Origin of the sequence: Roseovarius sp. THAF9 (assembly GCF_009363715.1) — a bacterium.
Lineage (GTDB): Bacteria > Pseudomonadota > Alphaproteobacteria > Rhodobacterales > Rhodobacteraceae > Roseovarius.
The window spans coordinates 237,593-260,524 of record NZ_CP045404.1 but is presented as its reverse complement, the minus strand read 5'-3'; the positions used below and the strand labels follow the sequence as shown (position 1 = coordinate 260,524).

18 protein-coding genes are annotated in these 22,932 nt (G+C 64.3%); 5 read left to right on the top strand and 13 right to left on the bottom strand.

Going from position 1 to position 22,932, the window contains the following annotated elements:
- Positions 1–13 precede the first annotated feature (13 nt).
- The 7 genes from FIU86_RS01285 to crcB all read right to left on the bottom strand — a co-directional run bounded on the left by FIU86_RS01285 (position 14) and on the right by crcB (position 6,679).
- Positions 14–1,306 carry an amino acid ABC transporter permease gene (locus tag FIU86_RS01285; protein ID WP_152473428.1) on the bottom strand — a complete coding sequence of 431 codons (1,293 nt, stop codon included), beginning with the start codon at positions 1,304–1,306 and terminating at the stop codon, positions 14–16.
- A gap of 1 nt (position 1,307) precedes the next feature.
- The gene (locus FIU86_RS01280) at positions 1,308–2,522 is read right to left on the bottom strand and encodes an amino acid ABC transporter permease (protein ID WP_152473427.1); all 1,215 of its coding nucleotides are present in this window, start codon (positions 2,520–2,522) and stop codon (positions 1,308–1,310) included.
- Between the two features lie 115 nt (positions 2,523–2,637).
- Complete coding sequence (locus FIU86_RS01275) at positions 2,638–3,657, bottom strand: amino acid ABC transporter substrate-binding protein (RefSeq protein ID WP_152473426.1); 1,020 nt, start codon at positions 3,655–3,657, stop codon at positions 2,638–2,640.
- Between the two features lie 193 nt (positions 3,658–3,850).
- The gene (locus FIU86_RS01270) at positions 3,851–4,576 is read right to left on the bottom strand and encodes an ATP12 family chaperone protein (RefSeq protein WP_152473425.1); all 726 of its coding nucleotides are present in this window, start codon (positions 4,574–4,576) and stop codon (positions 3,851–3,853) included.
- Positions 4,573–5,253, bottom strand: a complete 681-nt coding sequence (locus FIU86_RS01265; RefSeq protein ID WP_152473424.1) for an HAD-IA family hydrolase — start codon at positions 5,251–5,253, stop codon at positions 4,573–4,575. Before FIU86_RS01265 ends, FIU86_RS01270 begins: the two co-directional genes overlap by 4 nt.
- On the bottom strand, positions 5,250–6,305 hold the full coding sequence (locus FIU86_RS01260) for an RluA family pseudouridine synthase (protein WP_152473423.1): 1,056 nt from the start codon (positions 6,303–6,305) through the stop codon (positions 5,250–5,252). The genes FIU86_RS01265 and FIU86_RS01260 overlap by 4 nt, the downstream gene beginning before the upstream one ends.
- Positions 6,302–6,679, bottom strand: a complete 378-nt coding sequence (crcB, locus tag FIU86_RS01255; protein ID WP_152473422.1) for a fluoride efflux transporter CrcB — start codon at positions 6,677–6,679, stop codon at positions 6,302–6,304. Before crcB ends, FIU86_RS01260 begins: the two co-directional genes overlap by 4 nt.
- Before the next feature lie 108 nt (positions 6,680–6,787).
- Here crcB and FIU86_RS01250 point away from each other — a divergent pair, with 108 nt between their 5' ends.
- The 3 genes from FIU86_RS01250 to FIU86_RS01240 are packed head-to-tail and all read left to right on the top strand — an operon-like array spanning position 6,788 to position 10,312.
- Complete coding sequence (locus FIU86_RS01250; protein ID WP_152473421.1) at positions 6,788–8,023, top strand: glycerate kinase; 1,236 nt, start codon at positions 6,788–6,790, stop codon at positions 8,021–8,023.
- Positions 8,020–9,177: an amidohydrolase gene (locus FIU86_RS01245; protein WP_152473420.1), complete on the top strand. Its 1,158-nt coding sequence runs from the start codon at positions 8,020–8,022 to the stop codon at positions 9,175–9,177. Before FIU86_RS01250 ends, FIU86_RS01245 begins: the two co-directional genes overlap by 4 nt.
- Entirely contained in the window at positions 9,170–10,312 is a 1,143-nt protein-coding gene (locus tag FIU86_RS01240; protein ID WP_152473419.1) for a Xaa-Pro peptidase family protein, read from the top strand. The genes FIU86_RS01245 and FIU86_RS01240 overlap by 8 nt, the downstream gene beginning before the upstream one ends.
- 3 nt (positions 10,313–10,315) lie before the next feature.
- Here the strand turns inward: FIU86_RS01240 and FIU86_RS01235 are convergent, their stop codons facing one another.
- A complete protein-coding gene (locus FIU86_RS01235) occupies positions 10,316–11,662 on the bottom strand; it encodes a UDP-glucose/GDP-mannose dehydrogenase family protein (protein ID WP_152473418.1) in 1,347 nt (448 codons plus the stop codon).
- A gap of 206 nt (positions 11,663–11,868) precedes the next feature.
- On the opposite strand from FIU86_RS01235, the gene glmM reads away from it, so the two are divergent.
- Positions 11,869–13,212 carry a phosphoglucosamine mutase gene (glmM, locus tag FIU86_RS01230; protein ID WP_152473417.1) on the top strand — a complete coding sequence of 448 codons (1,344 nt, stop codon included), beginning with the start codon at positions 11,869–11,871 and terminating at the stop codon, positions 13,210–13,212.
- A gap of 64 nt (positions 13,213–13,276) precedes the next feature.
- Here the strand turns inward: glmM and FIU86_RS01225 are convergent, their stop codons facing one another.
- The 3 genes from FIU86_RS01225 to FIU86_RS01215 form a co-directional block, all read right to left on the bottom strand.
- A complete protein-coding gene (locus tag FIU86_RS01225; protein ID WP_172977392.1) occupies positions 13,277–14,755 on the bottom strand; it encodes a heme peroxidase family protein in 1,479 nt (492 codons plus the stop codon).
- Between the two features lie 338 nt (positions 14,756–15,093).
- Positions 15,094–16,827, bottom strand: coding sequence for a hydantoinase B/oxoprolinase family protein (locus FIU86_RS01220; RefSeq protein WP_152473415.1), 1,734 nt, complete (start codon positions 16,825–16,827; stop codon positions 15,094–15,096).
- Positions 16,824–18,881: a hydantoinase/oxoprolinase family protein gene (locus FIU86_RS01215; RefSeq protein ID WP_152473414.1), complete on the bottom strand. Its 2,058-nt coding sequence runs from the start codon at positions 18,879–18,881 to the stop codon at positions 16,824–16,826. Before FIU86_RS01215 ends, FIU86_RS01220 begins: the two co-directional genes overlap by 4 nt.
- A 174-nt stretch (positions 18,882–19,055) precedes the next feature.
- Here FIU86_RS01215 and mscL point away from each other — a divergent pair, with 174 nt between their 5' ends.
- On the top strand, positions 19,056–19,496 hold the full coding sequence (mscL, locus tag FIU86_RS01210) for a large conductance mechanosensitive channel protein MscL (protein WP_152473413.1): 441 nt from the start codon (positions 19,056–19,058) through the stop codon (positions 19,494–19,496).
- Between the two features lie 62 nt (positions 19,497–19,558).
- Here mscL and FIU86_RS01205 read toward each other — a convergent pair whose 3' ends face one another.
- Both FIU86_RS01205 and FIU86_RS01200 read right to left on the bottom strand, forming a co-directional pair.
- On the bottom strand, positions 19,559–21,652 hold the full coding sequence (locus FIU86_RS01205; protein WP_152473412.1) for an ABC transporter ATP-binding protein: 2,094 nt from the start codon (positions 21,650–21,652) through the stop codon (positions 19,559–19,561).
- Positions 21,653–21,742: 90 nt separating this feature from the next.
- Positions 21,743–22,930 (bottom strand): ABC transporter permease, encoded by a 1,188-nt coding sequence (locus tag FIU86_RS01200; RefSeq protein ID WP_152473411.1) that lies wholly within the window; start codon positions 22,928–22,930, stop codon positions 21,743–21,745.
- Positions 22,931–22,932 lie beyond the last annotated feature (2 nt).

Genomic DNA, 22,932 nt, shown 5'->3' with positions numbered 1-22,932 from the left:
GATAACCCTCCCCTTACCTGTGATCAGTGTTGAGCTCGCGCTCAAGCCACTGCGAATATTGAGACACGCCATAACAGACGACAAAGAACAGAAGCGCGGCAAAGCCGAAGAGCTCCCAGTAGACCCCGTTCCAGTCGGTCGAGGCCAGGATCGGACCCCGGATCATGCCGACCAGATCGAACATCGATATGACCGAGACCAGCGTGGTGTCCTTGAACAGGCCCACCGCCACGTTCACGATGCCCGGGATCGAGATCTTCAGCGCCTGCGGCAGGATGATCAGCCGCATCGCCTGGGCATAGTCCAGACCCAGGCTGTCGCCCGCCTCGTACTGCCCGCGCGGCAGGGCGGCGAGCCCGCCCCGGATCACCTCGGCGATATAGGCCGAAGCGAAGGCCGTGATCATGATGATCACCCGGATGATCAGGTCGAATGTCGTACCCGGCGGCAGGAAATAGGCCAACACCACGTTCGCCACGAACAACAGCGTAATCAGCGGCACGCCGCGGATGAACTCGATGAACACGACGCAGATCCACTTGATGATCGGCATGTCCGATTGCCGCCCCAGCGCCAGCGCAATGCCGATCGGGATCGAAAGCGAAACGCAGACCGTGCCGAGGATCATGTTGAGCATGAAGCCCCCCATGTCGCGCGACGCCACGGCCTCCAGCGCGAGCACGTTGCTCTCGCTGAAGAGCCCGGCCAGGATGATCGCCACGATCAAAACGCCAAGCCCGCTCAGCACCCCGATGCCGAAGCCCTTGCGCTCCATCGTCTTGAACGCCACGTAGGCCGCCGCAAAGCCAATGAGCAGGATCAACGGCGGCAGGATCGACCCGCCCCAGATCAGCCAGAAGGCCAGGAACGGATAGATCGCGGTGAACAGCAGCAGTTTGCTGGGCAAGTACTTGAAAAACATCACCGGGGCCGCCGCCGCAAACAGCAGCAGGAAGGCCAGCGCCGGACGCCAGTAAAGCTCGCTTGGATACTTGAACCCGAACAGAAGCTGATTCCAGCGGTCGCTCAGCACAGCAAAACAGCCGCCGGTCGCACCGTCCAGGATCTCGCGGCATTCGCGGATCGACGTGGCATTCCAGATCCCGTTCAGAATCCAGGGCAGCGTTGCCGCCAGCAGGAAATAGATCACCAAGATCGCCGCGACGGTAAGCACCGAGTTCGGGATCGTCGCGAACAGGTTCTGCTTCATCCACTTGGCAACGCCGGTTTCCGCCGCCGGTGGCGGCGATTCCGGCAACATGGTGTCGCGGACATAAGCGACGGATTCTGCGTGTGTGTCAGACATCTCAGCGCTCCTTCAGCCGCACGGCGTTGTTGTAAACGTTCATCACCGCAGAGATCCCGAGCGAGATCAGCAGGTAGAACAGCATCAGCAAGAGCACGCACTCGATGGCGCGGCCCGTCTGGTTCAGCGTGATGCCCCCCAGCGTCGCAGTGATGTCGGCATAGCCCACGGCAATCGCCAGAGACGAGTTCTTGGTGATGTTCAGATACTGCGAGATCAGCGGCGGGATGATCACCCTCAGAGCTTGCGGCAGGATCACCAGGTTCATGATCCGGCGCGGACGCAAGCCAAGGCTCGCCGCGGCCTCGGTCTGACCTTTGCTGACGGCCAGGATACCGGCGCGGACGTTCTCGGCGATGAAGGCGCCGGTATAGATCGACAGCGCGAACCAAAGCGCGATCAGTGGTGCCCCGATTTGAAGACCACCGCGAAAATTGAAGCCGCCAAGTTCCGGGAAGTCGAGCGAAATGGGCTGCCCCATGATGAAGAACATCAGGATCGACGGCACGAACAGGATCGCCAGTGACGGCCATCCCGTCGGCAACAGCCTACCCGTGTCGAACAGCAGTTTCTTGGCATAAGCGCGATAGGCGAACACCCCGACAATCGACAGGATGAACGTCACCACGACCACCATCGACCCCGGCCCCCAGATCGGCATCGGCACGTATACGCCCCGGTTGGTAAAGGCGACCGACCCCAGGATCATCGACGCGTCCGCATCCTCACCCCGGAAGGCCCTTGGCGCCGGCAACACGGCCGTCATGATCGTGAAGATGATGATGATCCAGATCAGCACCGGCACGTTGCGGAACGCCTCGACATAGCCGGCCATCAGCTTGCGCACCAGCCAGTTGTTCGATAGGCGCAGCACGCCCGCGATCACGCCGAATATGGTCGCTGTCACGCAGGCCAGGAACGCCACCAGAAGCGTGTTCAGGATACCGACGATGGCGGCGGTCAGATGCGAACTTCGGCTGGTGTACTCCACCAGCGTCTGGTTGATGTCATAGCCCGCCGGCTCGCCCAGAAATTCATAGCTGATGTTCAGCCCTGCGGCCCGCAGATTCAGCACCAGGTTGTAGCCCAGGTAGGCGATGATCCCGATCAGCACCATCAGGGCGATGAACTGGAATGTGTAGGAACGATAGCGCGTATCGTTCAACAGCATAGACGGTCGAAACGACTCCTGTTGAGGGTCGGTTATTGTTGTCATCTGGAAGTCCCCGTTGGCGGCCCGGATTATTGTATGCGCTTTTGCGCGGGTGGGCCTGTCCTTGGTTTAGATGCGCGAAGGGCGCGGAGTGATCCGCGCCCTTCGACTTGGTATCTTAGCGGAACGGCGGCGAGTAGAGCAGGCCACCATCGGTCCACTGCGCGTTCAGGCCGCGCGCCAGACCGATCGGCGTGGTCTCACCGATGTTCTTCTCAAAGAGTTCGCCATAGTTGCCGCCAGCCGAGATGGCCTTCACGGCCCAGTCGGCCTCGAGGCCCAGCATCTCGCCAAGGTTGCCCTCGGTGCCGAGGAGGCGGTTGATCTCCGGGCTGTCACCGGCGGAGGACGCCATGTCGGCGATGTTGGCGCTCGTGACACCCAGCTCTTCGGCCGCGATCAGCGCGTTCAGGGTCCAGCGAACCACGTCGCCCCACTCGTTGTCACCGTGACGGACCAGCGGGCCCAGCGGCTCTTTCGAGACGATCTCGGGCAGCAGCACGTGTGCCGACGGATCTTCGAACGCGGCACGCGTCGCGGCCAGGCCCGAGGCGTCGGTGGTGTAGACGTCGCATGCGCCAGCCAGGTACTGCTGCTGCGCTTCGGCGTTGGTTTCGATCGGAACCGGCTCGTAGTTCATGCTGTTCTTGCGGAAATAGTCCGCCAGGTTCAGCTCGGTCGTGGTGCCGGTCTGAATGCAGACGGTCGCGCCGTCCAGATCCTTGGCCGACGAAACGCCCAGTTCCTTGGGAACCATGAAGCCTTGACCGTCATAGTAGTTGATGCCGACGAATTCGAACTTCAGGTCGACATCGCGCGAGAAGGTCCAGGTGGTGTTCCGGGCTAGCATGTCGATTTCGCCCGAGGCCAGCGCGGTGAAACGCGTCTTGCCGGTGGTGGGCACGAATTCGACGGCTTGCGGGTCACCCAGCACGGCGGCAGCGACAGCACGGCACACGCCGACGTCAAAGCCATCCCAGTTCCCGTTGGAATCCGGGGCGGCAAAGCCGACCAGGCCGGTGGTCACGCCACAGTTCAGCGTGCCGCGTGCCTTGACGTCGTCAAGCGTCGCGGCTGCAGCCGCGCCAGCCGTAAGGCCGGCCACCGTCAGCGCGCCTAGAAATACGGATTTTTTCATGTTTACCTCTTCCTGATGTATCCGCCCGATCTAGGGCGGTTTAGTCGATCCAATAGGACCGGAGCGATACTGTGAAAGGGGTTCCCCCCACGTCAGTGTGCATAAGTGTGAGTGGATTCATTCCTGAACGTCAAGACCCGTGTCACGAAAAACGATGGTCTCAGGCCAATGTTTCCGTATGGGAAACCACCATTCAGGACCCGGTCTCGCCGCGTTGCGCCAGATCGTGAAAGCGCTTGGCATGCAGGAATTCGGCGCGTTTGACCGCCTCGACCGCGCGGGCTTCCTCGTCAATGCCCCATTGTTCTTCCTGCCAGCGCTCGTCGAGGCGCGAAATCTCCCACAGGTCCTCTACGGGCCGGGCGTCCTGCATCGCGGCAAGCCCGATCACCAGAGAGCCCGACAAGCCCACGAGATCGTGAAAGGCGGTGAGGGCGAAATTGTCCATCGCGTGCACTTCTGCTGAAAAAAGCGCCAATGCATCTGTGTCCTGCGGACGGTGCATCACGCTCGCCACCGGCACCAGCCGCGCCCCGTACCGCGTTTCCGCCCAGTCCAGCAGCGGGTCCCACGCCTCGGCCTGCCGCCGCACAAGGCTGTCGGGGCTGTCCGCGCGATAGCATAGAAGGTCCGTATCGCCGTAACCGGCCAGCATATCGGCCACTTCGGCGTGCTGATGCCGCACCTTGTCGATGGCCGCATTGGCCGACCGTGTCACCGGCATCGTGCCCGGTTGAATCAGGTCCACCTGCGCGTCCCACTCGACCGCAATCGCCTCGGCCAGAGGGCGCGTCGGCACGACCATCGCGGCCTTCGCCGGCGTCTTGACCGCCCGGCCATCCAGCCGGATGCCGAACCCGCCCCCTTCCTCCACGACGGTGGCCTCTTTCCAGAATCGCTTGGCCTTCCACTCACTCATGCTGCGGCCTCCCATATCTGCTGCAACAGGGGCGGCAGGGCGTCGAAACTGTCGATCATGTGCCGCGCCGCGCTCAGCGCCTCGCTTGGGTGATAACCCCAGCCGACGCCGATGCCCGCGACGCCCGCCGCGGCAGCCATCTCCATGTCGAAACTCGTGTCGCCGATCATCACCGCCGGGTGCGGCTCCAGCCCGGTCTCGGACAGGGCCGCGCGAATCATCGACGGATGCGGTTTTGACGGATGATGGTCGCTGACCTGCTGGGTGATGAACATCCGCTCCAGCCCATGCCCTTCCAGTAGCTTGTCCAGCCCCCGGCGCGACTTGCCCGTCGCCACGCCCAGCAGCGTCTCGGGCTGCGCGTTGAGCGCCTCCAGCACCTCCCGCGCCCCGGGATAGAGCGGCGAGGATTGCGCTGCCCCGATCTCGGCCCGCAAGGCAATGTAGGCTTCCTTGTACCATTCCACCATGCGATCCCGCATCCCGGAATCCACCTCCGGCGCCAGCAACGCGATGGCCCGGTCCAGCGACAGCCCGACAATCGACAGGATCGCCTCGCGCGTCGGTGCGTCCCGCTCGGCCCGCGCAAAGGCATGGCTCATCGCCGCGACGATATCCGCCTGGCTGTCCACCAGCGTGCCGTCCACGTCGAAGATCACCAGCCGCAACGCAGTCATCGCAGCGCCTCGAACGGATCTTCGGCGGCCAGGTCCGGCGTCCAGCCCATCGTTTCGAACGTGTTGGCCATATGTTCGGGCAACTCCGCTTCTATCACCACGGGCTTTTTCGTCACCGGATGCTCGAACGCCATCGTCCGCGCATGAAGGTGCAGCTTGTTCGAGATGATCCCGCCCAGCTTCGCCCCCCAGCCGTCGCCAAGGTTCTCCTGGCTAGACCCGCCATATTTCCCGTCGCCCACGATAGGATGGCCGATCTCGGCCATATGCGCGCGCAACTGGTGGGTCCGACCGGTGATGGGCTCCATCGCCACCCACGACGCCCGGCTCGCCACCCGGTAAAGCGTGGCATATTGCGTGATCGCCCGCTTGGCGCCCTTCGTCCGGTCCACCTCGCCGGGATGGATGCAGACCATCTTCTCGCCCTCGCCGCGCGCGCCATGCCCCCCGGCCTTGACCAACCCGTACTTGATTTCGCCCAGGTAGGGCGTCGGCACACCGGCCACCACGGCCCAATAGATCTTGCGCGTCTCGCGGTGCCGTATCGCTTGCGTCATCGCCGCCGCCATCGCCCGGGTCCGCGCCAGGATCAGAACGCCGGACGTATCCTTGTCCAGCCGGTGGACCAGCCGCGGCGCTTCCTCAAACCCGAACCGCAGCGCATCGGCCAGCCCGTCCACGTGCCGGGTCAGCTTGCTGCCTCCCTGCACCGGCAGGCCCGGCGGCTTGTTCAGCGCGATGATATGGTCGTCGCGATAAATCACCGCGTCCCGGATCATCTTCGCGTCGGCATCGGAAATCTTCGTCTTCTGCTTCTCGACAGGCGCACTTTCCACCTCGCCCGGCTCCGGCAGGGGCGGCACGCGCACCTGCTGGCCCTCTTCCAGCCGCGTGTTGGCCTTGACCCGTCCGCCATCGACGCGCAGCTCGCCCTTGCGGCACATCTTCTCGATCCGGCCCTGCGCCACATGCGGAAACCGTCGCCGCAGCCATCGGTCGACCCGCTGGTCGCCCTCGCCGGCCTCCACCGCCAATGTCTGCACACCGCTCATGCCCAGATCCCCCGCGCCAGCCAGACGCCCAATGCCAGCCCGAGGATCGACAAGGCGACCGACAGGATCACGTAGAGCGCCGCCGTCCCCACCGCGCCGCGCTCATAAAGCGTGAACGCCTCCAGCGAAAAGGCTGAGAAGGTCGTGAACCCGCCCAGCACACCGGCGATCAGGAACGGGTTCAGATGCGTGATGTCCTTGTGGAACGTGTAAACCACCACCATCCCCATCAGGAACGACCCCAGGATGTTCACCGGCAGCACGCCCAACGGAAAGCCGCCAGAGACGTGACGCGCCACCGCCTGCCCCACGCCGAAGCGCAGCATCGAGCCCATGGCGCCGCCAAGGCCCACCTGAAGAAAGGTCATCCACATGGCCGCGTCTGTCGCCTCTGCCCCCGGTTTTGTCAAGCTGAGCAGGCTTGGCTTGCATGCGCCGTGAACAACGCTACGCTGCGTCAACCAAAGACCCGGAGCCCCCCGATGCAAGACCCCGACAGCTTCCTGCGCCGCCTGTTCGACCGTGCCGTGGAAGTGGCCGACCCGATGCAAAGCCTCGCCGCTCACCTTCCGCCCCACCCCGAGGGCAGGCTCGTGGTAATCGGCGCCGGCAAGGCCAGCGCCCGCATGGCCGAGGCGGTCGAGGCGGCCTATGGCCCCTGTGAGGGGCTGGTGATCACCCGCTACGGCTATGCCCGCCCCTGCGAAAAGATCGAGATCGTCGAGGCGGCGCATCCCGTCCCGGACCAGGCCGGCGTCGACGCCACCCGCCGGATGCTGGCACTGCTGGACACCTGCGGCGAAGGCGACACCGTTCTGGCGCTTATCTCCGGCGGCGGCTCCGCACTCCTCTGCGCACCCGCCGACGGAATCACGCTCAACGAAAAACAGGCACTGACCGACGCGCTGCTGGCCTCCGGCGCGCCCATCGGCGCCATCAACGGCATCCGCAAGCAGATCTCGGCGGTCAAAGGCGGCAAACTGGCCGCCGCCGCCTACCCCGCCAGGATGCTCGCGCTCTTGATCTCCGACGTCCCCGGCGACAACCCAAGCGACATCGCCAGCGGTCCCACGGTGGGCGACACCGGCACCCCGGCCGGTGCCTTGGAAGCCCTGGACCGCTGGAACGTCACGCCGTCGCCCTCCATCACCGATTACCTGACCGCGGGCGGCAACCCCCTGCCTCCCGACGACCCGCGCCTCTCGACCGTGGAAAACGTGATCTACGCCGCCCCATCGCAATCGCTCGCCGCCGCTGCCGAAATTGCAAAGGCCGAAGGGATAGACGTGCATATCCTGGGCGACGCCCTCGAAGGCGAGGCCCGCGACGTCGCCGCCGAACATGCCGCCCTTGCGCGCAAGGTACAGGGCGACAAACCCGTCCTTCTGCTCTCGGGCGGCGAACTTACCGTCACCCGACGCGGCAACGGCATCGGCGGGCCCAACGCCGAATATTGCCTCGCGCTCGCCGTCGCGCTTGACGGCGCGCCCGGTATCCACGCGCTGGCCTGCGACACCGACGGCGTCGACGGCGCGGCCGAGGTCGCGGGCGCGATCATCTCGCCCGACACGCTCACGAAAGCCCCCGACGCCGCCGACGCGCTCGCCATCAACGACGCGCACGGCTTTTTCGGGCGCATCGGCGATCAGGTCGTGACCGGCCCCACGCTCACCAATGTCAACGACTTCCGCGCCATTCTCGTCCTGCCCAAACCATGACCCTTCCGCCCGACCTCTCCGCGCAGATGACCGAATGGCGCCATGCCTTTCACCGCATGCCGGAACTGGGCTTCGACCTGCCGCGCACCAGCGCCCGCGTGGCCGACCTGTTGCGCGGCTTCGGACTGGAGGTTCACACCGGCATCGGCCAGTCCGGCGTCGTCGGAGTTCTGCAAAAGGGCAACGGCACCCGCACCATCGGCATCCGCGCCGACATGGACGCGCTGCCGATCACCGAGCAGAATGACGTCGCCTACCGCTCCGAGGTTCCCGGCCAGATGCACGCCTGCGGCCATGACGGCCACACCACAATGGCCCTCGGCGCAGCAAAGACGCTGGCCGAAGCCGATGACCTCTCGGGCCGCATCGTCTTTCTCTTCCAGCCGAACGAGGAGCACGGCCAAGGCGCCGCCGCCATGATCGCCGATGGCGTATTCGACCGTTTCGGGGTCGAGGCTGTCTACGGGATGCATAACATCCCCGGCATGCCTGTGGGCCACTTCGCCACCCGCGCGGGGCCGATCACCGCCAGCGAGGCGCTTTTCGAGATTATCATCGAGGCCCGCGGCGGCCATGCCGCCCTGCCTCACATGGGCGCAGACGCCATCACCATCGGTGCCGAAATCGTCGGCGCGCTGCAAACCATCGTCTCGCGCAAGCTCGACCCGGCCCAGAATGGCGTCGTCTCGGTCACCGGCTTCGAGACAAACGGCAAACGCAACGTATTGCCCGGTCGCGCCACGCTGACCGGCGACGCCCGAGCGCTAACGCCTGAGGTCAACGCCAACATTGAGGTCGCCATGCGCCGCATCGTGGCCGGCATCTGCACCGCCCATGACGTCACCGGCCATGTCACCTACGACACGATCTTCCGCCCCACGATCAACGCTCCAGAACCCGTCGCCACGGCCACCGCCGCCGCGCAAGCCATCGGCGCACCGATGGATGCGGCCTGCCCGCCGAAACTCTTCTCCGAGGATTTTGCCGAAATGGCCGCCACGCGCCCGGGCTGTTTCGTGCTGATGGGCAACGGCACCGAAGGCGCCCATGCCCGCCCGCTGCATTCGGCGGATTACGATTTCAACGATGCGGCCCTAGCGCACGGGGCCGCATTCTGGACAGCCGTGGCGCGCGAGGAACTGAAAGATGTTTGAAGATCGGATGCGCGATCTCTGCGCCCGCATGGACAAGGCCGGGATCGACGTCGCACTCGTCACCGACGACGACAATGTCTACTACCTGACCGGCTACTACGACTACTTGCACATGGAATTCGGCCGCCCCACGATCCTCGTCGTGTCTCGTGATGGGCGCAGCCTTCTGATCACGCCATCGCTGGACGAGGCCGCGGCGCGGTCCAACGCCAGGGTGGACCGTATCGCCGCTTGGAATGACGGCATGGGCGACGAATGGCGCGCCGAACTGCCCGAGGCTCTGTGCGATGCCGAAACGATCGCCGTCGAGCCCGATCACATGCCGCCACTTGTCCGCGCCTATCTCGGAACGCTCGTCTCGAAGGATCGACTGACCTCCGTGACTCCGATCCTCGCAGACATGCGCATGATCAAATCCCGGCAGGAACTTCAGCTGGCCCGGCACGCGGGCGAGGTTGCCACGGCCATGATGCAGGCCGGGCGCGACGCGATCCGCGCCGGGACGCCCGAATACGAGGTCGCCCTGGCCATATCTCAGGCCGGCACCCGCACCGCCGCGGCCCTGCTGGCGGCGCACTACGAGGACGCGGGCATGTCGCCCAACACGCATTTCCTGCAGATCATGGCGTCCGGCCCGGAAATCACCAAGACGCATCACCGCGCATCGACCCGCATCATGCAGGCGGGCGAGCCGGTCTTCCTGTGTTTCTGCGGCATGACCAATTTCCATCGCTTCAAGCTTGGCTTCGACCGGACCTTCTGGATCGGCTCCGCCCCCGCCGACCAGGTCGCGCTCTACGAGGTCGCCATCGCCAGCCAGCAGGCCGCGCTGACCGCGCTGCGCCCCGGCGTCACCGCCGAGACAGTGCACGCCGCCTATGCCAACGTCATCCAGTCGGCCGGGCACGATTATCCCTTCCGCTGCGGACGCGCGACGGGGTTCAGCTTCCTTGAAAGCCCACAACTGGTCACCGGCGACAAGACGGTATTGCAGCCTGGCATGGTGTTCGCGGTCGACGGATCGGTCTCATCCGAAACGTTCCGGGCACAGGTCGGCGACAGCTTCATCGTGACCGAGGACGGCTACGAGCAGATCACGCACCATTCCAAGGCGGTCGAGGACGTGGTGCTCTGATCGCTACTCGGCGGCTTCTTCCGACGCGGGTTTGCGCTCGAACGCGGTCCGTCCGACGCTGTCATAGGCGATGAACCCGGCCCGCTTGGCGTCCTTGACCGAATAGATGTTGCGCAGATCGGCCATACGGGCGACGTTCATGCGCCGCGCGATCCGCTTCAGGTCCAGCGCCCGGAACTCGTTCCATTCCGTCAGGATCACCACCAGATCGGCATTTCCCACCGCCTTGTAGGGGTCCTCGGACCATTGCACGCCCGGCAGACGTTCATGCCCTTCCCGCTCGCCCTGCGGGTCGCAGATGCGCACCTTGGCCCCCCCGCCGACCAACGCCGGCACGATGGTCAGCGACGGCGCTTCTCGCATGTCGTCGGTATTGGGTTTGAAGGTCGCCCCCAGCACCGCGATGATCTTTCCGTTGAAGCTGCCCTCGCAAAGGTCCAGGAGCTTGTCGATCATCCGCCGCTTCATCTCTTCGTTGACCGAAATCACCGTCTCGGTGATGTGCAGCGGCACGCCGTATTCCTGCCCTGTCCGGGCCAGCGCGCGGGTATCCTTGGGAAAACAGCTGCCGCCATAGCCGGGACCTGCATGCAGGAACTTGTTACCGATCCGCCCATCCAGGCCCATGCCTCGGCTCACCTGCTTCACGTCCGCGCCGGTCCGCTCGCACAGCGCGGCAATCTCGTTGATGAAGGTGATCTTGGTGGCCAGAAAGGCGTTGGCCGCGTACTTGATCATCTCGGCGCTTTCCAGATCGGTGGTCAGGATCGGAAACTCGCGCAGGTAAAGCGGGCGATAGATGTCCTCCATCACCTCCGCCGCGCGCTGCGACTGCACGCCCACGACCACGCGATCGGGCTTCATGAAATCCTCGATCGCGGCCCCTTCGCGCAGGAATTCAGGGTTTGAAGCGACGTCGAAATCCAGATCCGGGTTCGCCTTGCGCACGGCCTGTTTCACCTGCCGGTTCGTGCCCACGGGCACCGTCGATTTTGTGACGATGACGATATAGTGCTTGGCCAGCCGCGCCACTTCCTGCGCCGCCGCCATCACATAGGTCAGGTCGGCATGACCGTCGCCGCGCCGCGTCGGCGTGCCCACCGCGATGAATACGGCCTCGGCCCCGTCCAGCGCCTCTGGCAGGTCCTGCGTGAACGACAACCGCCCGGCCTCGACGTTCTTCCGCATCAGAACGTCCAGCCCCGGCTCATAGATCGGCACCTCGCCGCGGTTGAGTTTTTCAACCTTGGCGGCGTCCTTGTCGACGCACACGACGTCATGCCCGAAATCCGAGAAACACACCCCGGAGACAAGCCCGACATAGCCGGTTCCAATCATCGCAATCTTCATCGGGTTTCGCCCCTGATCTGCCTGTCGCCCCGCCTTTCTTATGCGGTTCCGGTTCCCCGTCAGTCAACGCGCATCTGCGACGGGTCGGCTGCACTATGCGTTCTATGCCACAAATGGCTCATGCCGGCGCGCACCATTGGACAGGGCGCGGCAGCGCTTGTATGAGAATGGTCACAAAAACGTCACGGGGCAAAAGGTGCGGGTGCATGGCTGACAAACTGTTCGGGACCGACGGCGTCCGGGGTGAGGCCAACACTTGGCCCATGACCGCCGAACTGGCGCTGAAGCTGGGTGCCGCCGCCGGGCGTCACTTTCGCCGCGACAATCAGGAACACCGCGTGGTGATCGGCAAGGACACGCGCCTGTCGGGCTACATGATCGAATATGCCCTGACCGCGGGTTTCGCCTCGACCGGCATGGATGTCTTCCTGCTCGGCCCGGTGCCGACACCCGCCGTGGGGTACCTGACCCATTCGCTGCGGGCCGATGTGGGCGTGATGATCTCGGCCAGCCACAACCCGGCCAGCGACAACGGCATCAAGCTCTTCGGCCCCGACGGCTTCAAGCTGTCGGATGACTCTGAGGCCGGGATCGAGAAATTGCTGCAAGAAGGCGTACGCCTCGCCAAGCCGGAAAACATCGGCCGCGCCAAGCGGTTCGAGGACGCCCGTGGCCGCTACGTCGAGTATGCCAAGACCACTTTTCCCTATCGCGGACGGCTCGAAGGGCTGCGCATCGTGGTCGACTGCGCCAACGGCGCAGCATACAAGACCGCCCCTGCCGTGCTGTGGGAACTGGGTGCCGACGTGATCTCCCTCGGGGTCGAGCCCAACGGCACCAACATCAATTTCGAATGTGGCTCCACCCACCCCGAGGCCGCCGCGCGCAAGGTCCTGGAAACCCGCGCCGACCTGGGTATCTGTCTTGACGGCGACGCCGACCGCGTCGTCCTGATCGACGAAACCGGGCATATCGCCGACGGCGACCAGATCATGGCCCTCATCGCCACCCGCTGGGCCGCCGAAGGCCGGCTGAAGGGCGATGCGCTGGTGGCCACGGTCATGTCCAATCTCGGGCTGGAACGGCACCTCGAATCCAAGGGCATCGGCCTCAAGCGCACAAAGGTCGGCGACCGCTACGTGGTCGAGGAGATGCGCGCCAGCGGCCACAACCTGGGCGGCGAGCAATCTGGCCATATCGTCATGACCGATTATGCCACCACCGGCGACGGGCTGATCGGCGCGCTGCAATTCCTCGCCTCGATGGTGGAAACCGGCCAGAAGGCCAGCGAACTGGCGCGCGTCTTCACGCCTATCCCGCAAAAGCTGGTGAATGTCCGCTACCAGTCCGGCCAGACCCCGCTCGAGGCCGATATGGTGCAACAAGCCATCGCCGACGGCGAAAAGAAACTGGGCAGCGACGGGCGCCTGCTGATCCGAAAGTCCGGCACCGAGCCCTTGATCCGCGTCATGGGCGAGGCCGTCGACCCCGCTTTGCTGGATACGGTGCTGGACGATGTCGTCGGCGCGGTGAAACAGGCCGCCACATGACCGATCCGGTTGTGTGACACTGGGGCGCGGGCAAGACGGAGCCACCCCGCCTTGCCCAAGACAGCTAGTTCCTTCCGTTGGCGATGGTATTCGCCACGTCGTTGTCATCGACCGGAGCGCCGGAAGCACGGATCAGGTCCGCTACTTCCCAGTCGCCGTTCTCTGGCCCTCCGGTTGGCAAGAGCGCCGTAATCGCGGGTTCATCAGCCGGCGTCCACCCGGGCTCGTTCTGCACCCAGCCTTTCGGATCGCCATACAACAGACCGCCAAAGACCTCGGCCACGATCGTCGAGCCCACGTTTCCGAGCATCCGACCGGAATTTGCCGCCGGAATACTCGCCGCTTCCTTGAGGATATAGTGCCACAGAATGTCTTCATGCGGGTCGTCGATGGCATGGGGGGCAAACCCCATCGCCTGGGCAACGGCGGTGCCTGATGGAATCTCCATCCGCCAAGACCTTAGAAGGTTGAGCGTTGCCAACAGATTTGGCTTGCCCGGCCCCTCTGGGATCTTGCTGACCGCAGAGCTCAACTTCGGATCGATCCGCCGCGCGGGTTGCGGGAAAAACTGCTCGACCGACGACGACATTTTGAAATACCAGTCCCATTGCACCGTATGCTTGTGGGGGAAGAACCGAAAACCGCGTAGATCGTGCTGTCCCGAATTGGTTGGATCGAAGATAGGCAATTCGCGCGAGGTAGGATCGTTCGGATCGAACCCCAGGCCGACGTCCGAGTTCAGGTTCACTAGATAGCCGGGCCGGATCAGCGAATGACCAAAACGATAAGCCGAAACCGAGAACTCCACCGGCATGAACGGGTTCTTTTCCCACTTGTAGAAACGGGCGCCGTTGACGAATTTTCCGTCCACGAGCCGCAGCACCTCGGACCAGATGTCGTTCTTGGTCAGCCGCTTGATGAAATCGTTCCAAACGACGTACTGGTAGAACCACCTGACGATTCGCTGCGCCGCGTGGAACTTGTCCTGATCGATCTCGAAATGGGCGGCGGTATCGTCCGGGTCCTGCCCGATAAGCTGGCCGTAAACGGCATTGTGAAGCCGCAGCATCGCAAGCTGGAACTGACTGACGATGACGTTCTCGTCGTTGCGCATGTCGCCGATCAAGGCACGCCCCTGCACGTTGCGCGGCAAATCGGGCTCATTGGACCCTTCTGTCGGGTTGTCCTCGATGTCGCGCTGCACTCTGCCGATCAGGAACATGCCGCCGCGGTTCGTGTCGTACATGAAAGGTTCATCCGCGGGACCCTCGCCATAAAGGCAATCAAGGTCGAGCCGGGGTGTGCGAAAATTGTGCAGCTTGTCCGGATCGTTTTGCCGCATCAACGATGAGGTCGGATCGAACGTAATGTCGTGGTCCACGAACTGCCCGAAATAGGTATAGCCAGCCGGAAGGTTGGCATTGTCGAGTTGGTCGTCACCATCGGTCTCGGCCATGGCGTTGGCTGCGAACGCGCGGATGTCGGCGTCGATCTGTTCCTCGGTGTCGCCGGGCGGCGACCACGGTGGCAAAGATCGGAACATGCGACCGAAGGGACCTTTGTAAGAACTTGACCGTGGAACGTGAACCGTCTGCGCCGGGTAAGATGATCTGGACATGAATCGCTCTCCTGAAAATGAAGTGTCAGCTTACATTTTGCAGTGGCGCGTATTGCCCAACGGTTCGTTACCCCACCCTTCCCCAAGGGGCATCTCCCGCGCATATAGTACTCAAATTCAAGCGGACCCGCTAGGGTGTTGTGATCGGTCCGTGACGCGCATGGCTGTTCCTTCGCGCCCGGTTCACCTCCAGAAACGGGCGATGCGTCTCACCCAAACGATGCAAGGCCCTGACAGCAAAGCCTACCGGCACGCGCTCTTCTTCAAGACAGCCGCCGCTGCGTCGTCGCCACCGTATCCACCGCGCCATCCTCGATGACCACACCAAAGAGCCGCTCCGCCTCCTCGACCGTGTACCGCCCCAGCCGCACATCCTCGGCCACCAGGCCCGGATGCCGCTGCATCGGCTCGCCAAAGCCACCGCCGCCGGGCGTTTTCACCCGCACCCGGTCGCCGGGACCAAGCGGAATGTCCTGCTCTTTCGACAGGTGCAACGGTGTATAGGGCACGTCGCCCCGCCACACCGTCACCTCGTTGGGCGCGCCGTCGCCGCCGCCCATCGCGCCCTGCGGCCCAAACCGCCCGTGATCCATCACAAAGCTCGCCTTGGCCTGCCCGCGCCGCAACTCCACCTCGTAATCAAGGCCGAACCCGCCGCGCATCCGGCCCGCGCCGCCCGATCCTTCGCGCAGTGCATAGCGGTGGTAAAGCACCGGAAAGGCCTGCTCCATGATCTCTACCGGCGGGGCCTTGGAAATCCCGATGGTGGAACAGCCGTTGGTGATCCCGTCCCCCTCGGCCCAACCGCCATAACCGCCGCCGGACAATTGGTACATCACGAAATCCCGATCACGTTCCGGATCGTGCCCGCCCAACGCGAAGTTCCCGCTGGTGCCCGCCGGTGCCGCCGTCACCCTGTCCGGCAGCGCCTGCACAAGCGCGGCAAACACTGCCTCCGCGATCCGTTGGCTGACCTCCGCCGCGCAGCCCGACACCGGGCGCGGGTACTGCGCATCCAGGAACGTGCCCTCGATCCACGTCACCTCCAACGGCTCGAACGCCCCCGCGCTGATCGGCACGTCGGGAAAGATATGCCGCATCGCCAGGTAGACCGAGCTGAGCGTCGTCGCACGGACCGAATTCATCGGTCCAAGGCACGGCGCCGCAGATCCGGTGAAATCGAACACCAGCCGCTCCGCCTCGCGCGTGACGGTCAGCCTTATCGCCAGCGGCTCATCGACCACGCCATCGCTGTCGATCCACGCAACGGAGTCATAGGCGCCCGCCGGGATCTCCCGGATGAAACGCCGCATCTGCTGTGCCGCGCGGTCCCGCAACGCGGCAATCGCCGCCTCGACCACCTCGTCGCCATAGCGATCCATCAGCGCGCCCAGCCGCTCGGCCCCCAGATCCAGCGCCGCGGCCTGCGACCGCACATCGCCGATCCGCTGATCAGCCACGCGGATATTGGAACAGATAATGCTGTAGATCTCCGCATCCATCTGCCCCCGCTTGAACAGCTTCACCGGCGGCAGGCGCAGCCCTTCCTGCTCCACCGCCGTGGCGCTGGCCGAGAACCCACCCGGCACCGCACCGCCGGTGTCAGGCCAATGCCCGGTATTCGACAGCCAGCAGAACAGGCGATCCCCGCGATAGAAGGGCCGCGCAAACCGCACGTCCATCAAATGCGTGCCGCCCAGATACGGGTCGTTGACGATATAGATATCCCCCGGCTCCGGCGCGCCAACGCGCCCGTCCCCGATCATCTCGATCAGCGTTGCCGTGGAGTATTGCATCGTGCCGACGAAGACCGGCAGGCCACCAGCGCCCTGCGCGATCAACGCCCCATCGGCAGCGGCGTATATCCCGTCCGAACGGTCATTCGCCTCGGCAATCACCGGCGAAAACGCGGCCCTTGAGAACGCCAGGTCCATCTCGTCGCAGACCTGCTGCAACCCGGCCTGGATGACCGACAGCGTGATCGGATCAATGGTCATGGCGCCTCTCCCACCGCGATCAGGATATTGCCATGCGCGTCTCCCGTCGCCACGCAGCCCGGCTCTATAAGCACCGTCGTGTCCATCTGCGCCACGATCCCCGGCCCTTCCAGACGGAACTCCAACGGCAAGTGGTCGCGCCAATAGATCGGCGTCTCGTGCCAGTCATCCTCGAACCGCACGCGCCGCGATGCCTGCCGGGCCTCTTCCAGCGTCGCCTTACGTCCCGCCGGGTCGACAAGCACAGACAAATCCAGCGGCTCACGCTCTCCGATGACCGAGCAATTGGCGTTCACCACATGCGCCCGGATCTCGGGCAGCCGCACCTTGAAGCGCGCAAAATAAATGTCCTCGAACAACGACTGAAGCTCCTCCGGCGTCACGTCCGGCCGCTCCAGCGACACGCGCAGCAGGTGGGTCTGCCCGGCAAACTGCATGTCCACGCTATAGACATGCCGCACCCCGGTCATCGCCACGCGCTCTTTCTCCAGCATCGCCTTGCCCGCCGCAGCCTGCGCCGAGAAGACCGCCGCCAGTTCGCCCGCCTCCAACGCATGCACGGGCCGGTTCACCGTCTGCACGAAATCGTGCCGCAGGTCGGCCACCACGCAGCCCAGCGCGTTGGTGATCCCCGGTCGGGCCGGCACCAGCACGCGCGGCACGCCCAACTCCCGCGCCAACGCACAAGCATGCAGCGGCCCAGCCCCGCCAAAGGCAAACAGCGCAAAATCCCGCGGGTCGGCCCCCAGCGACAGCGACACCATGCGAATGGCCCCGGCCATCTTGGTATTCGCCATGCGGATCACCGCCAGCGCCGCGTCCGTCACGTCCAGCCCCAGCGGCTCGGCCAGTTCCCGGGCAAAGGCCTGCGCCACGTCGCTTGCCGCGACGTCTCCGGTCTTGGCCAACTTGGCCGCATCCAGCCGCCCCAGGATCAGGTTCGCGTCCGAGATCGTGGGCCGCTGCCCGCCCCGCCCATAACAGATCGGCCCCGGATCGGCCCCGGCACTCTCCGGCCCCACATCCAGCAGTCCCGCGACGTTCACCTTCGCGATGGACCCGCCCCCGGCCCCTACCGTGCGCACGTCCACCATCGGCACGTGGATGGGCATCGCGTACTCGATCTCGATCTCGTTCGACACCGGCGGCTCGGCCCCCCGGATCAGCGCCACATCGGTCGAGGTGCCGCCCATGTCATAGGTGATCAGGTTCACCAACCCGGCCTGCCGACCCGTATAGGCCGCCGCCATAACGCCCGAGGCCGGCCCCGACATCACCGTCTTCGCCGCCTCCGGCGCCACCAGCCGGGCCGACACCATGCCGCCATTGCCGTTCATCACCAGAACGTCGTGGTCATAGCCGCCCTCCGACAGGCTGTCGGTCAAACGCTTCAGATAGCGGTCCAGAATGGGCTGCACACTTGCATTGACCGCCGCTGTCACGCCACGCTCGTATTCCCGGCTTTCCTGCAAGATCGCATGGCCAAGGGTGATGTGCTCGTTGGGCCAAACCTCGGCGATGATCTCCCCGGCGCGCGCCTCATGCGCCGGGTTGGCATAGGCATGCAGGAAATGCACCACCACCGCCTCACATCCCTCGGCCAGCAACCGCTCCGCCGCCGCCCGCACCGCGTCCTCGTCCAGCGGCACGACGACCTCCCCAGCGGCATCCACCCGCTCGGGCACCTCGATCCGCAGGTCGCGCGGGATGATCGGCGTGAATTCCCCCGTCATTCCATAGGCTTGCGGCCGCGTCCGCCGCCCCAGCTCCAGCACGTCGCGAAAGCCTTGCGTGGTGATCAGCCCCGTCCGGCTCAGCTTGCGTTCCAGCACCGCGTTCGTCGTCGTGGTGGTCCCATGCACGATCAGGTCGATCGCCGCCAGTTCGGCTCCGGAGGCCTCAAGCGCGTCCATCACACCGAACGCCTGGTTCTCGACCGTGGTCGGCACCTTGGCCAACCGCACCTTTCCGCTGGCCGGGTCAAGCTGCACAAGGTCGGTGAACGTCCCGCCCACGTCGATACCCACGATCGTGCCTTTCTGCCGGTCTGTCATCTTCGTCCCTTGCCTGCACTTCTCGGACCGTCCGCGAGGGGTCGGAAAAAGTCAATCTCGGGGAGAGATCTCGTATCTTTCCCCGAACAAATCGTCACACTCTTTCATTAACCTGTGCTAATGGGAGCTTCGGCAGGGGCGAAAACAGCCTCACCACGGAAAGAGGACACATAAATGCTAAGCGAATTCAAAGACTTCATTGCCCGCGGCAATGTCATGGACATGGCCGTCGGCATCATCATCGGCGCGGCCTTCACCGCCATCGTCTCGTCGTTGGTCGCCGACCTGATCAATCCGATCATCGGGCTTGTCACCGGCGGGCTGGACTTCACCAACAACTACACCGTTCTGTCGGGCGACGTGGCCGAGGGCGCCTCGCTGGAAGCCGCTCGCGAGGCCGGCGCCGCCGTCTTCGCCTGGGGCGCGTTCGTCATGGCGATCATCAACTTCCTGATCATCGCCTTCGTCGTGTTCATGCTGGTGCGCTACGTGAACAAGGTGAAGGACACCGCCTTCAAGGAAAAGGAAGAAGCCCCCGAAGAGGCCCCCGGCCCCAACGAGATCGACTTGCTCGTGGAAATCCGCGACGCGCTAACGAAACAGGCCGCGTCTTGAGGTCACAGCAGGGCCCGTTCCACTGACGGGTCCTGCGGTTCGATTTCAACAGGCGCGGTCGCCTACTCCGCCGCGACCTTGATCACCGGCTCCATTCCGGCCAGCTTCACCTCCGCCAGGTGACATTTAAGCTGGTGCCCGTCATCCAGCGTTCGCATCGGCGGCACCTCGACCTCGCACAGACCCGCCGGCACCTGCGATTTCCACCGGCACCGCGTCTGGAACGGACAGCCCGAGGGCGGGTTCATTGCCGACGGCACATCGCCTTCCAGCACGATATGCGTCTTCTCGACGCTGGTATCGGCAATCGGCACCGCCGACAGCAATGCCTCGGTGTAGGGGTGATAGGGCGGCGCAAAGACTTGTTCGGTGGTGCCCAGTTCCACCACATGGCCCAAGTACATCACCATCACCCGGTCGCTCAGGTATCGCACGATGCTCAGGTCATGGCTGATGAACAGAAGCGTCGTCTTCTTCTCGCGCTGAATCTCCATCAGCAAGTCCGTCACCGCCGCCTGCACGCTGACATCCAACGCCGACACCGGCTCGTCCGCCACCACGATCCTCGCACCCCCGGCAAAGGCCCGCGCGATCCCCACGCGCTGTTTCTGCCCGCCCGAAAGCTGCCGTGGCATCCGGTCCGCAAACTCGCGCGGCAGCTTCACGAGGTCCAAGAGCCGCATCAACTCCGCCCGCCGCTCGGTGTCGTTCTTGCCCACGCCGAACACTTCCAGCGCCCTGATGATCTGCCGCCCCACGGTCATCGACGGGTTCAGCGTGTCGAACGGGTTCTGGAACACCATCTGGATATCCGCCACCGTCTGAGTGTCCCGCTTCTCGATCGGCGTGCCCTCGATATTGCGGTTGTCCAGCAGGATCTGCCCGTCCGTCGCTGTCTCCAGCCCCATCAGCACCTTGGCAAAGGTCGACTTGCCACAGCCCGACTCGCCCACGATGGCCAGTGTCTCGCTCTCCCGCGCCTCGAAACTCAACGTCTCGTTGGCCTTCACGACCTTGGTATCACCGCTTTTGCCGAAAAGCGCGTTCGCCGCCACCTCGTAATATTTCTTCAGGTTGTCCATCTTCAGGACGACCTCACCCTTCTCGGTCGCCTCGGTCGCCACGCTGGCCTTCACCGGCGCATTCCAGTCGATCTCGTCAAAGCGCAGACAACGCGAGGCATGGCGGTCGTCACCCGGCACGGGCTCCATCGGGATCCCCCCCGCCCGGTTACAGCGCCCTTCTTCGAAATAATCGCAACGCGGCCCGAAATTGCAGCCCTGCGGCCGCTCATGCGGCAAGGGAAAGTTCCCCGGAATCGCCACCAGCGGCCGCGCGTTCTTGTTCGCCCCCGGCAGCGGAATCGACCGGAAAAGCGCCTGCGTATAGGGATGCCGCATCTTGTCGAAGACATCGCGGATGCTGCCCGTCTCCACCGCCTCACCGGAATACATCACGCAGATCCGGTCACAGGTCTCCAGCACCAGCCCCAGGTTGTGGCTGATGAACAGCATCGACGTGCCGTATTTCTTGCCCAGATCCTTCACCAGCTCGACCACCGCGGCCTCGACCGTGACGTCAAGCGCGGTCGTCGGCTCATCGAGGATCAGCAGCGACGGTTTCGACATCAACGCCATGGCGATCACGATCCGCTGTTGCTGCCCGCCCGACAACTGGTGCGGAAAGGATTTCAGGATGCGCTCGGGATCGGGCAGCTTCACGTCCCGCACCACGTCCAGCGCGCGCTGCCACGCTTCCTTCTCGCCGATGCCCTCGTGGATCATCGGCACCTCGATCAGCTGCTTGCCGATCTTCATCGCCGGGTTCAGGCTCGCCATCGGCTCCTGGTAGATCATCGCGATCTCATTGCCGCGAATATCGCGCAGCTCCTCTGCGCTCATCTCGCTCAGGTCGCGGCCTTTGAATTTGATCGTGCCGCCCACCACCCGACCATTCACGCCGAGGTCCTGCATCACGCCCAGCGCGACCGTGGACTTGCCGCAGCCGCTTTCGCCCACCAGCCCTACCGCCTCGCCCGGCTGGACCGAGACCGAGAAATCCATCACCGCCGGGATCTCGCGCAGCCGCGTGAAGAAGGAAATCGACAGCCGGTCGATCTCCAGGATGGGGCCGTCATGCGCTTGCAGTTTCGACATCTCTCATATCCCTCTCGAAATCCCGTCCCGGGCCTGACCCGGGGCCTCACCGCCAGAGGCCCCGGATCGGGGTCCGGGGCAGGTTGGTCGCTAATCCCTCAAGCTCTCTTCCCGCAGCCCGTCCGCCAGAAAGTTCAGCCCCAGAACAAGGCTGAGCAGCGCCAGCGCGGGCGGAATGGCGATATGCAGGATATTGGCCGACAAGAGCCGCCGCCCGTCGATGATCATCTTGCCCCAGTCGGCGCTCTCGCTCTCCAGCCCCAGCCCGAAGAAGCCCAGCGTGCCCAAAAGGATAGTGGTGTACCCAATCCGCAGGCAGAAATCGACCAGCAGCGGCCCCCTTGCATTGGGCAGGATCTCCCACAACATGATGTACCACGGCCCCTCGCCCCGCGTCTGCGCGGCGGCCACGTAATCGCGCGTCTTGATGTCCAGCGCCAGCCCCCGAACGATGCGAAAGACCGTGGGCGAGTTGACAAAAACCACCGATACGAACACCACCAGCAGGTTCGGAGGAAAGCTGATGATTCCCGTCGGGTCCGCGTCCCATGCGATGCCAAGATAAATCCACGTTCCCACGACCAGCGTGATGCCGACATACAGATTGCGCTTTGACGCCTGTGTTCGGAACCTAGAGTTCCACAGGACCGTAAGGAAGACGATCGGAAAGATGAACAGCGTTCCCGCCATGATCCTAGGTATCAGCGTCTCCTTTATCTCCGGCGTCACCAACAGGTAGAACAGCAGGATCACCGGAAAGGCCAACACCAGGTTCGCCAGGAAACTCAGCACCGTGTCGAACCGCCCGCCATAATACCCCGCCGGCAGGCCCAGCGTGATCCCCACCATGAAGGCGAAGATCGTCGCAAACGGCGCGATCAGCATCACCTTGATGCTGCCATCCACAACCCGGCTGAACACGTCCCGGCCCAGGTTGTCGCCGCCCAGCAGGTAATGCGCGCCCGCGTTCGGGTCCGGCTCGCCGATCAGCTTGGTATAGGGCTCGCCGGGCAGTGCCTTTTTCATCATCGCCGACTGGTCCAGCGGGTCATGCGTGCCCACCATGTCCAGCGCCCCGGCAAAGAACGCCGTGAACACCCAGAACAGCACCAGCGCCAGCCCGATCATCCCGATCACGCTGTCGAACAGCTTGCCGTAAAGGCCAAGCCTGCGCTTGAACACGATGGAAATCGCAAAGGTCACGGCCACCGCGATCAGCGGCGCCGCGAATTGCTGCACCATCTGCAAGAAGATCCCGCTCCAGCTCAAGGGGTCCATGT

Bases quoted from the DNA above. Each gene is read 5' to 3' on its own strand.
- FIU86_RS01270 (WP_152473425.1), bottom strand. From the start codon at position 4,576: ATGAGTGAGTGGAAGGCCAAGCGATTCTGGAAAGAGGCCACCGTCGTG.
- FIU86_RS01285 (WP_152473428.1), bottom strand. From the start codon at position 1,306: ATGTCTGACACACACGCAGAATCCGTCGCTTATGTCCGCGACACCATG.
- FIU86_RS01245 (WP_152473420.1), top strand. From the start codon at position 8,020: ATGACCCTTCCGCCCGACCTCTCCGCGCAGATGACCGAATGGCGCCAT.
- FIU86_RS01200 (WP_152473411.1), bottom strand. From the start codon at position 22,930: ATGGACCCCTTGAGCTGGAGCGGGATCTTCTTGCAGATGGTGCAGCAA.
- FIU86_RS01240 (WP_152473419.1), top strand. From the start codon at position 9,170: ATGTTTGAAGATCGGATGCGCGATCTCTGCGCCCGCATGGACAAGGCC.
- FIU86_RS01225 (WP_172977392.1), bottom strand. From the start codon at position 14,755: ATGTTCCGATCTTTGCCACCGTGGTCGCCGCCCGGCGACACCGAGGAA.
- FIU86_RS01215 (WP_152473414.1), bottom strand. From the start codon at position 18,881: ATGACAGACCGGCAGAAAGGCACGATCGTGGGTATCGACGTGGGCGGG.
- FIU86_RS01275 (WP_152473426.1), bottom strand. From the start codon at position 3,657: ATGAAAAAATCCGTATTTCTAGGCGCGCTGACGGTGGCCGGCCTTACG.
- mscL (WP_152473413.1), top strand. From the start codon at position 19,056: ATGCTAAGCGAATTCAAAGACTTCATTGCCCGCGGCAATGTCATGGAC.
- crcB (WP_152473422.1), bottom strand. From the start codon at position 6,679: ATGTGGATGACCTTTCTTCAGGTGGGCCTTGGCGGCGCCATGGGCTCG.
- FIU86_RS01235 (WP_152473418.1), bottom strand. From the start codon at position 11,662: ATGAAGATTGCGATGATTGGAACCGGCTATGTCGGGCTTGTCTCCGGG.
- FIU86_RS01250 (WP_152473421.1), top strand. From the start codon at position 6,788: ATGCAAGACCCCGACAGCTTCCTGCGCCGCCTGTTCGACCGTGCCGTG.
- FIU86_RS01260 (WP_152473423.1), bottom strand. From the start codon at position 6,305: ATGAGCGGTGTGCAGACATTGGCGGTGGAGGCCGGCGAGGGCGACCAG.
- FIU86_RS01220 (WP_152473415.1), bottom strand. From the start codon at position 16,827: ATGACCATTGATCCGATCACGCTGTCGGTCATCCAGGCCGGGTTGCAG.
- FIU86_RS01265 (WP_152473424.1), bottom strand. From the start codon at position 5,253: ATGACTGCGTTGCGGCTGGTGATCTTCGACGTGGACGGCACGCTGGTG.
- glmM (WP_152473417.1), top strand. From the start codon at position 11,869: ATGGCTGACAAACTGTTCGGGACCGACGGCGTCCGGGGTGAGGCCAAC.
- FIU86_RS01280 (WP_152473427.1), bottom strand. From the start codon at position 2,522: ATGACAACAATAACCGACCCTCAACAGGAGTCGTTTCGACCGTCTATG.
- FIU86_RS01205 (WP_152473412.1), bottom strand. From the start codon at position 21,652: ATGTCGAAACTGCAAGCGCATGACGGCCCCATCCTGGAGATCGACCGG.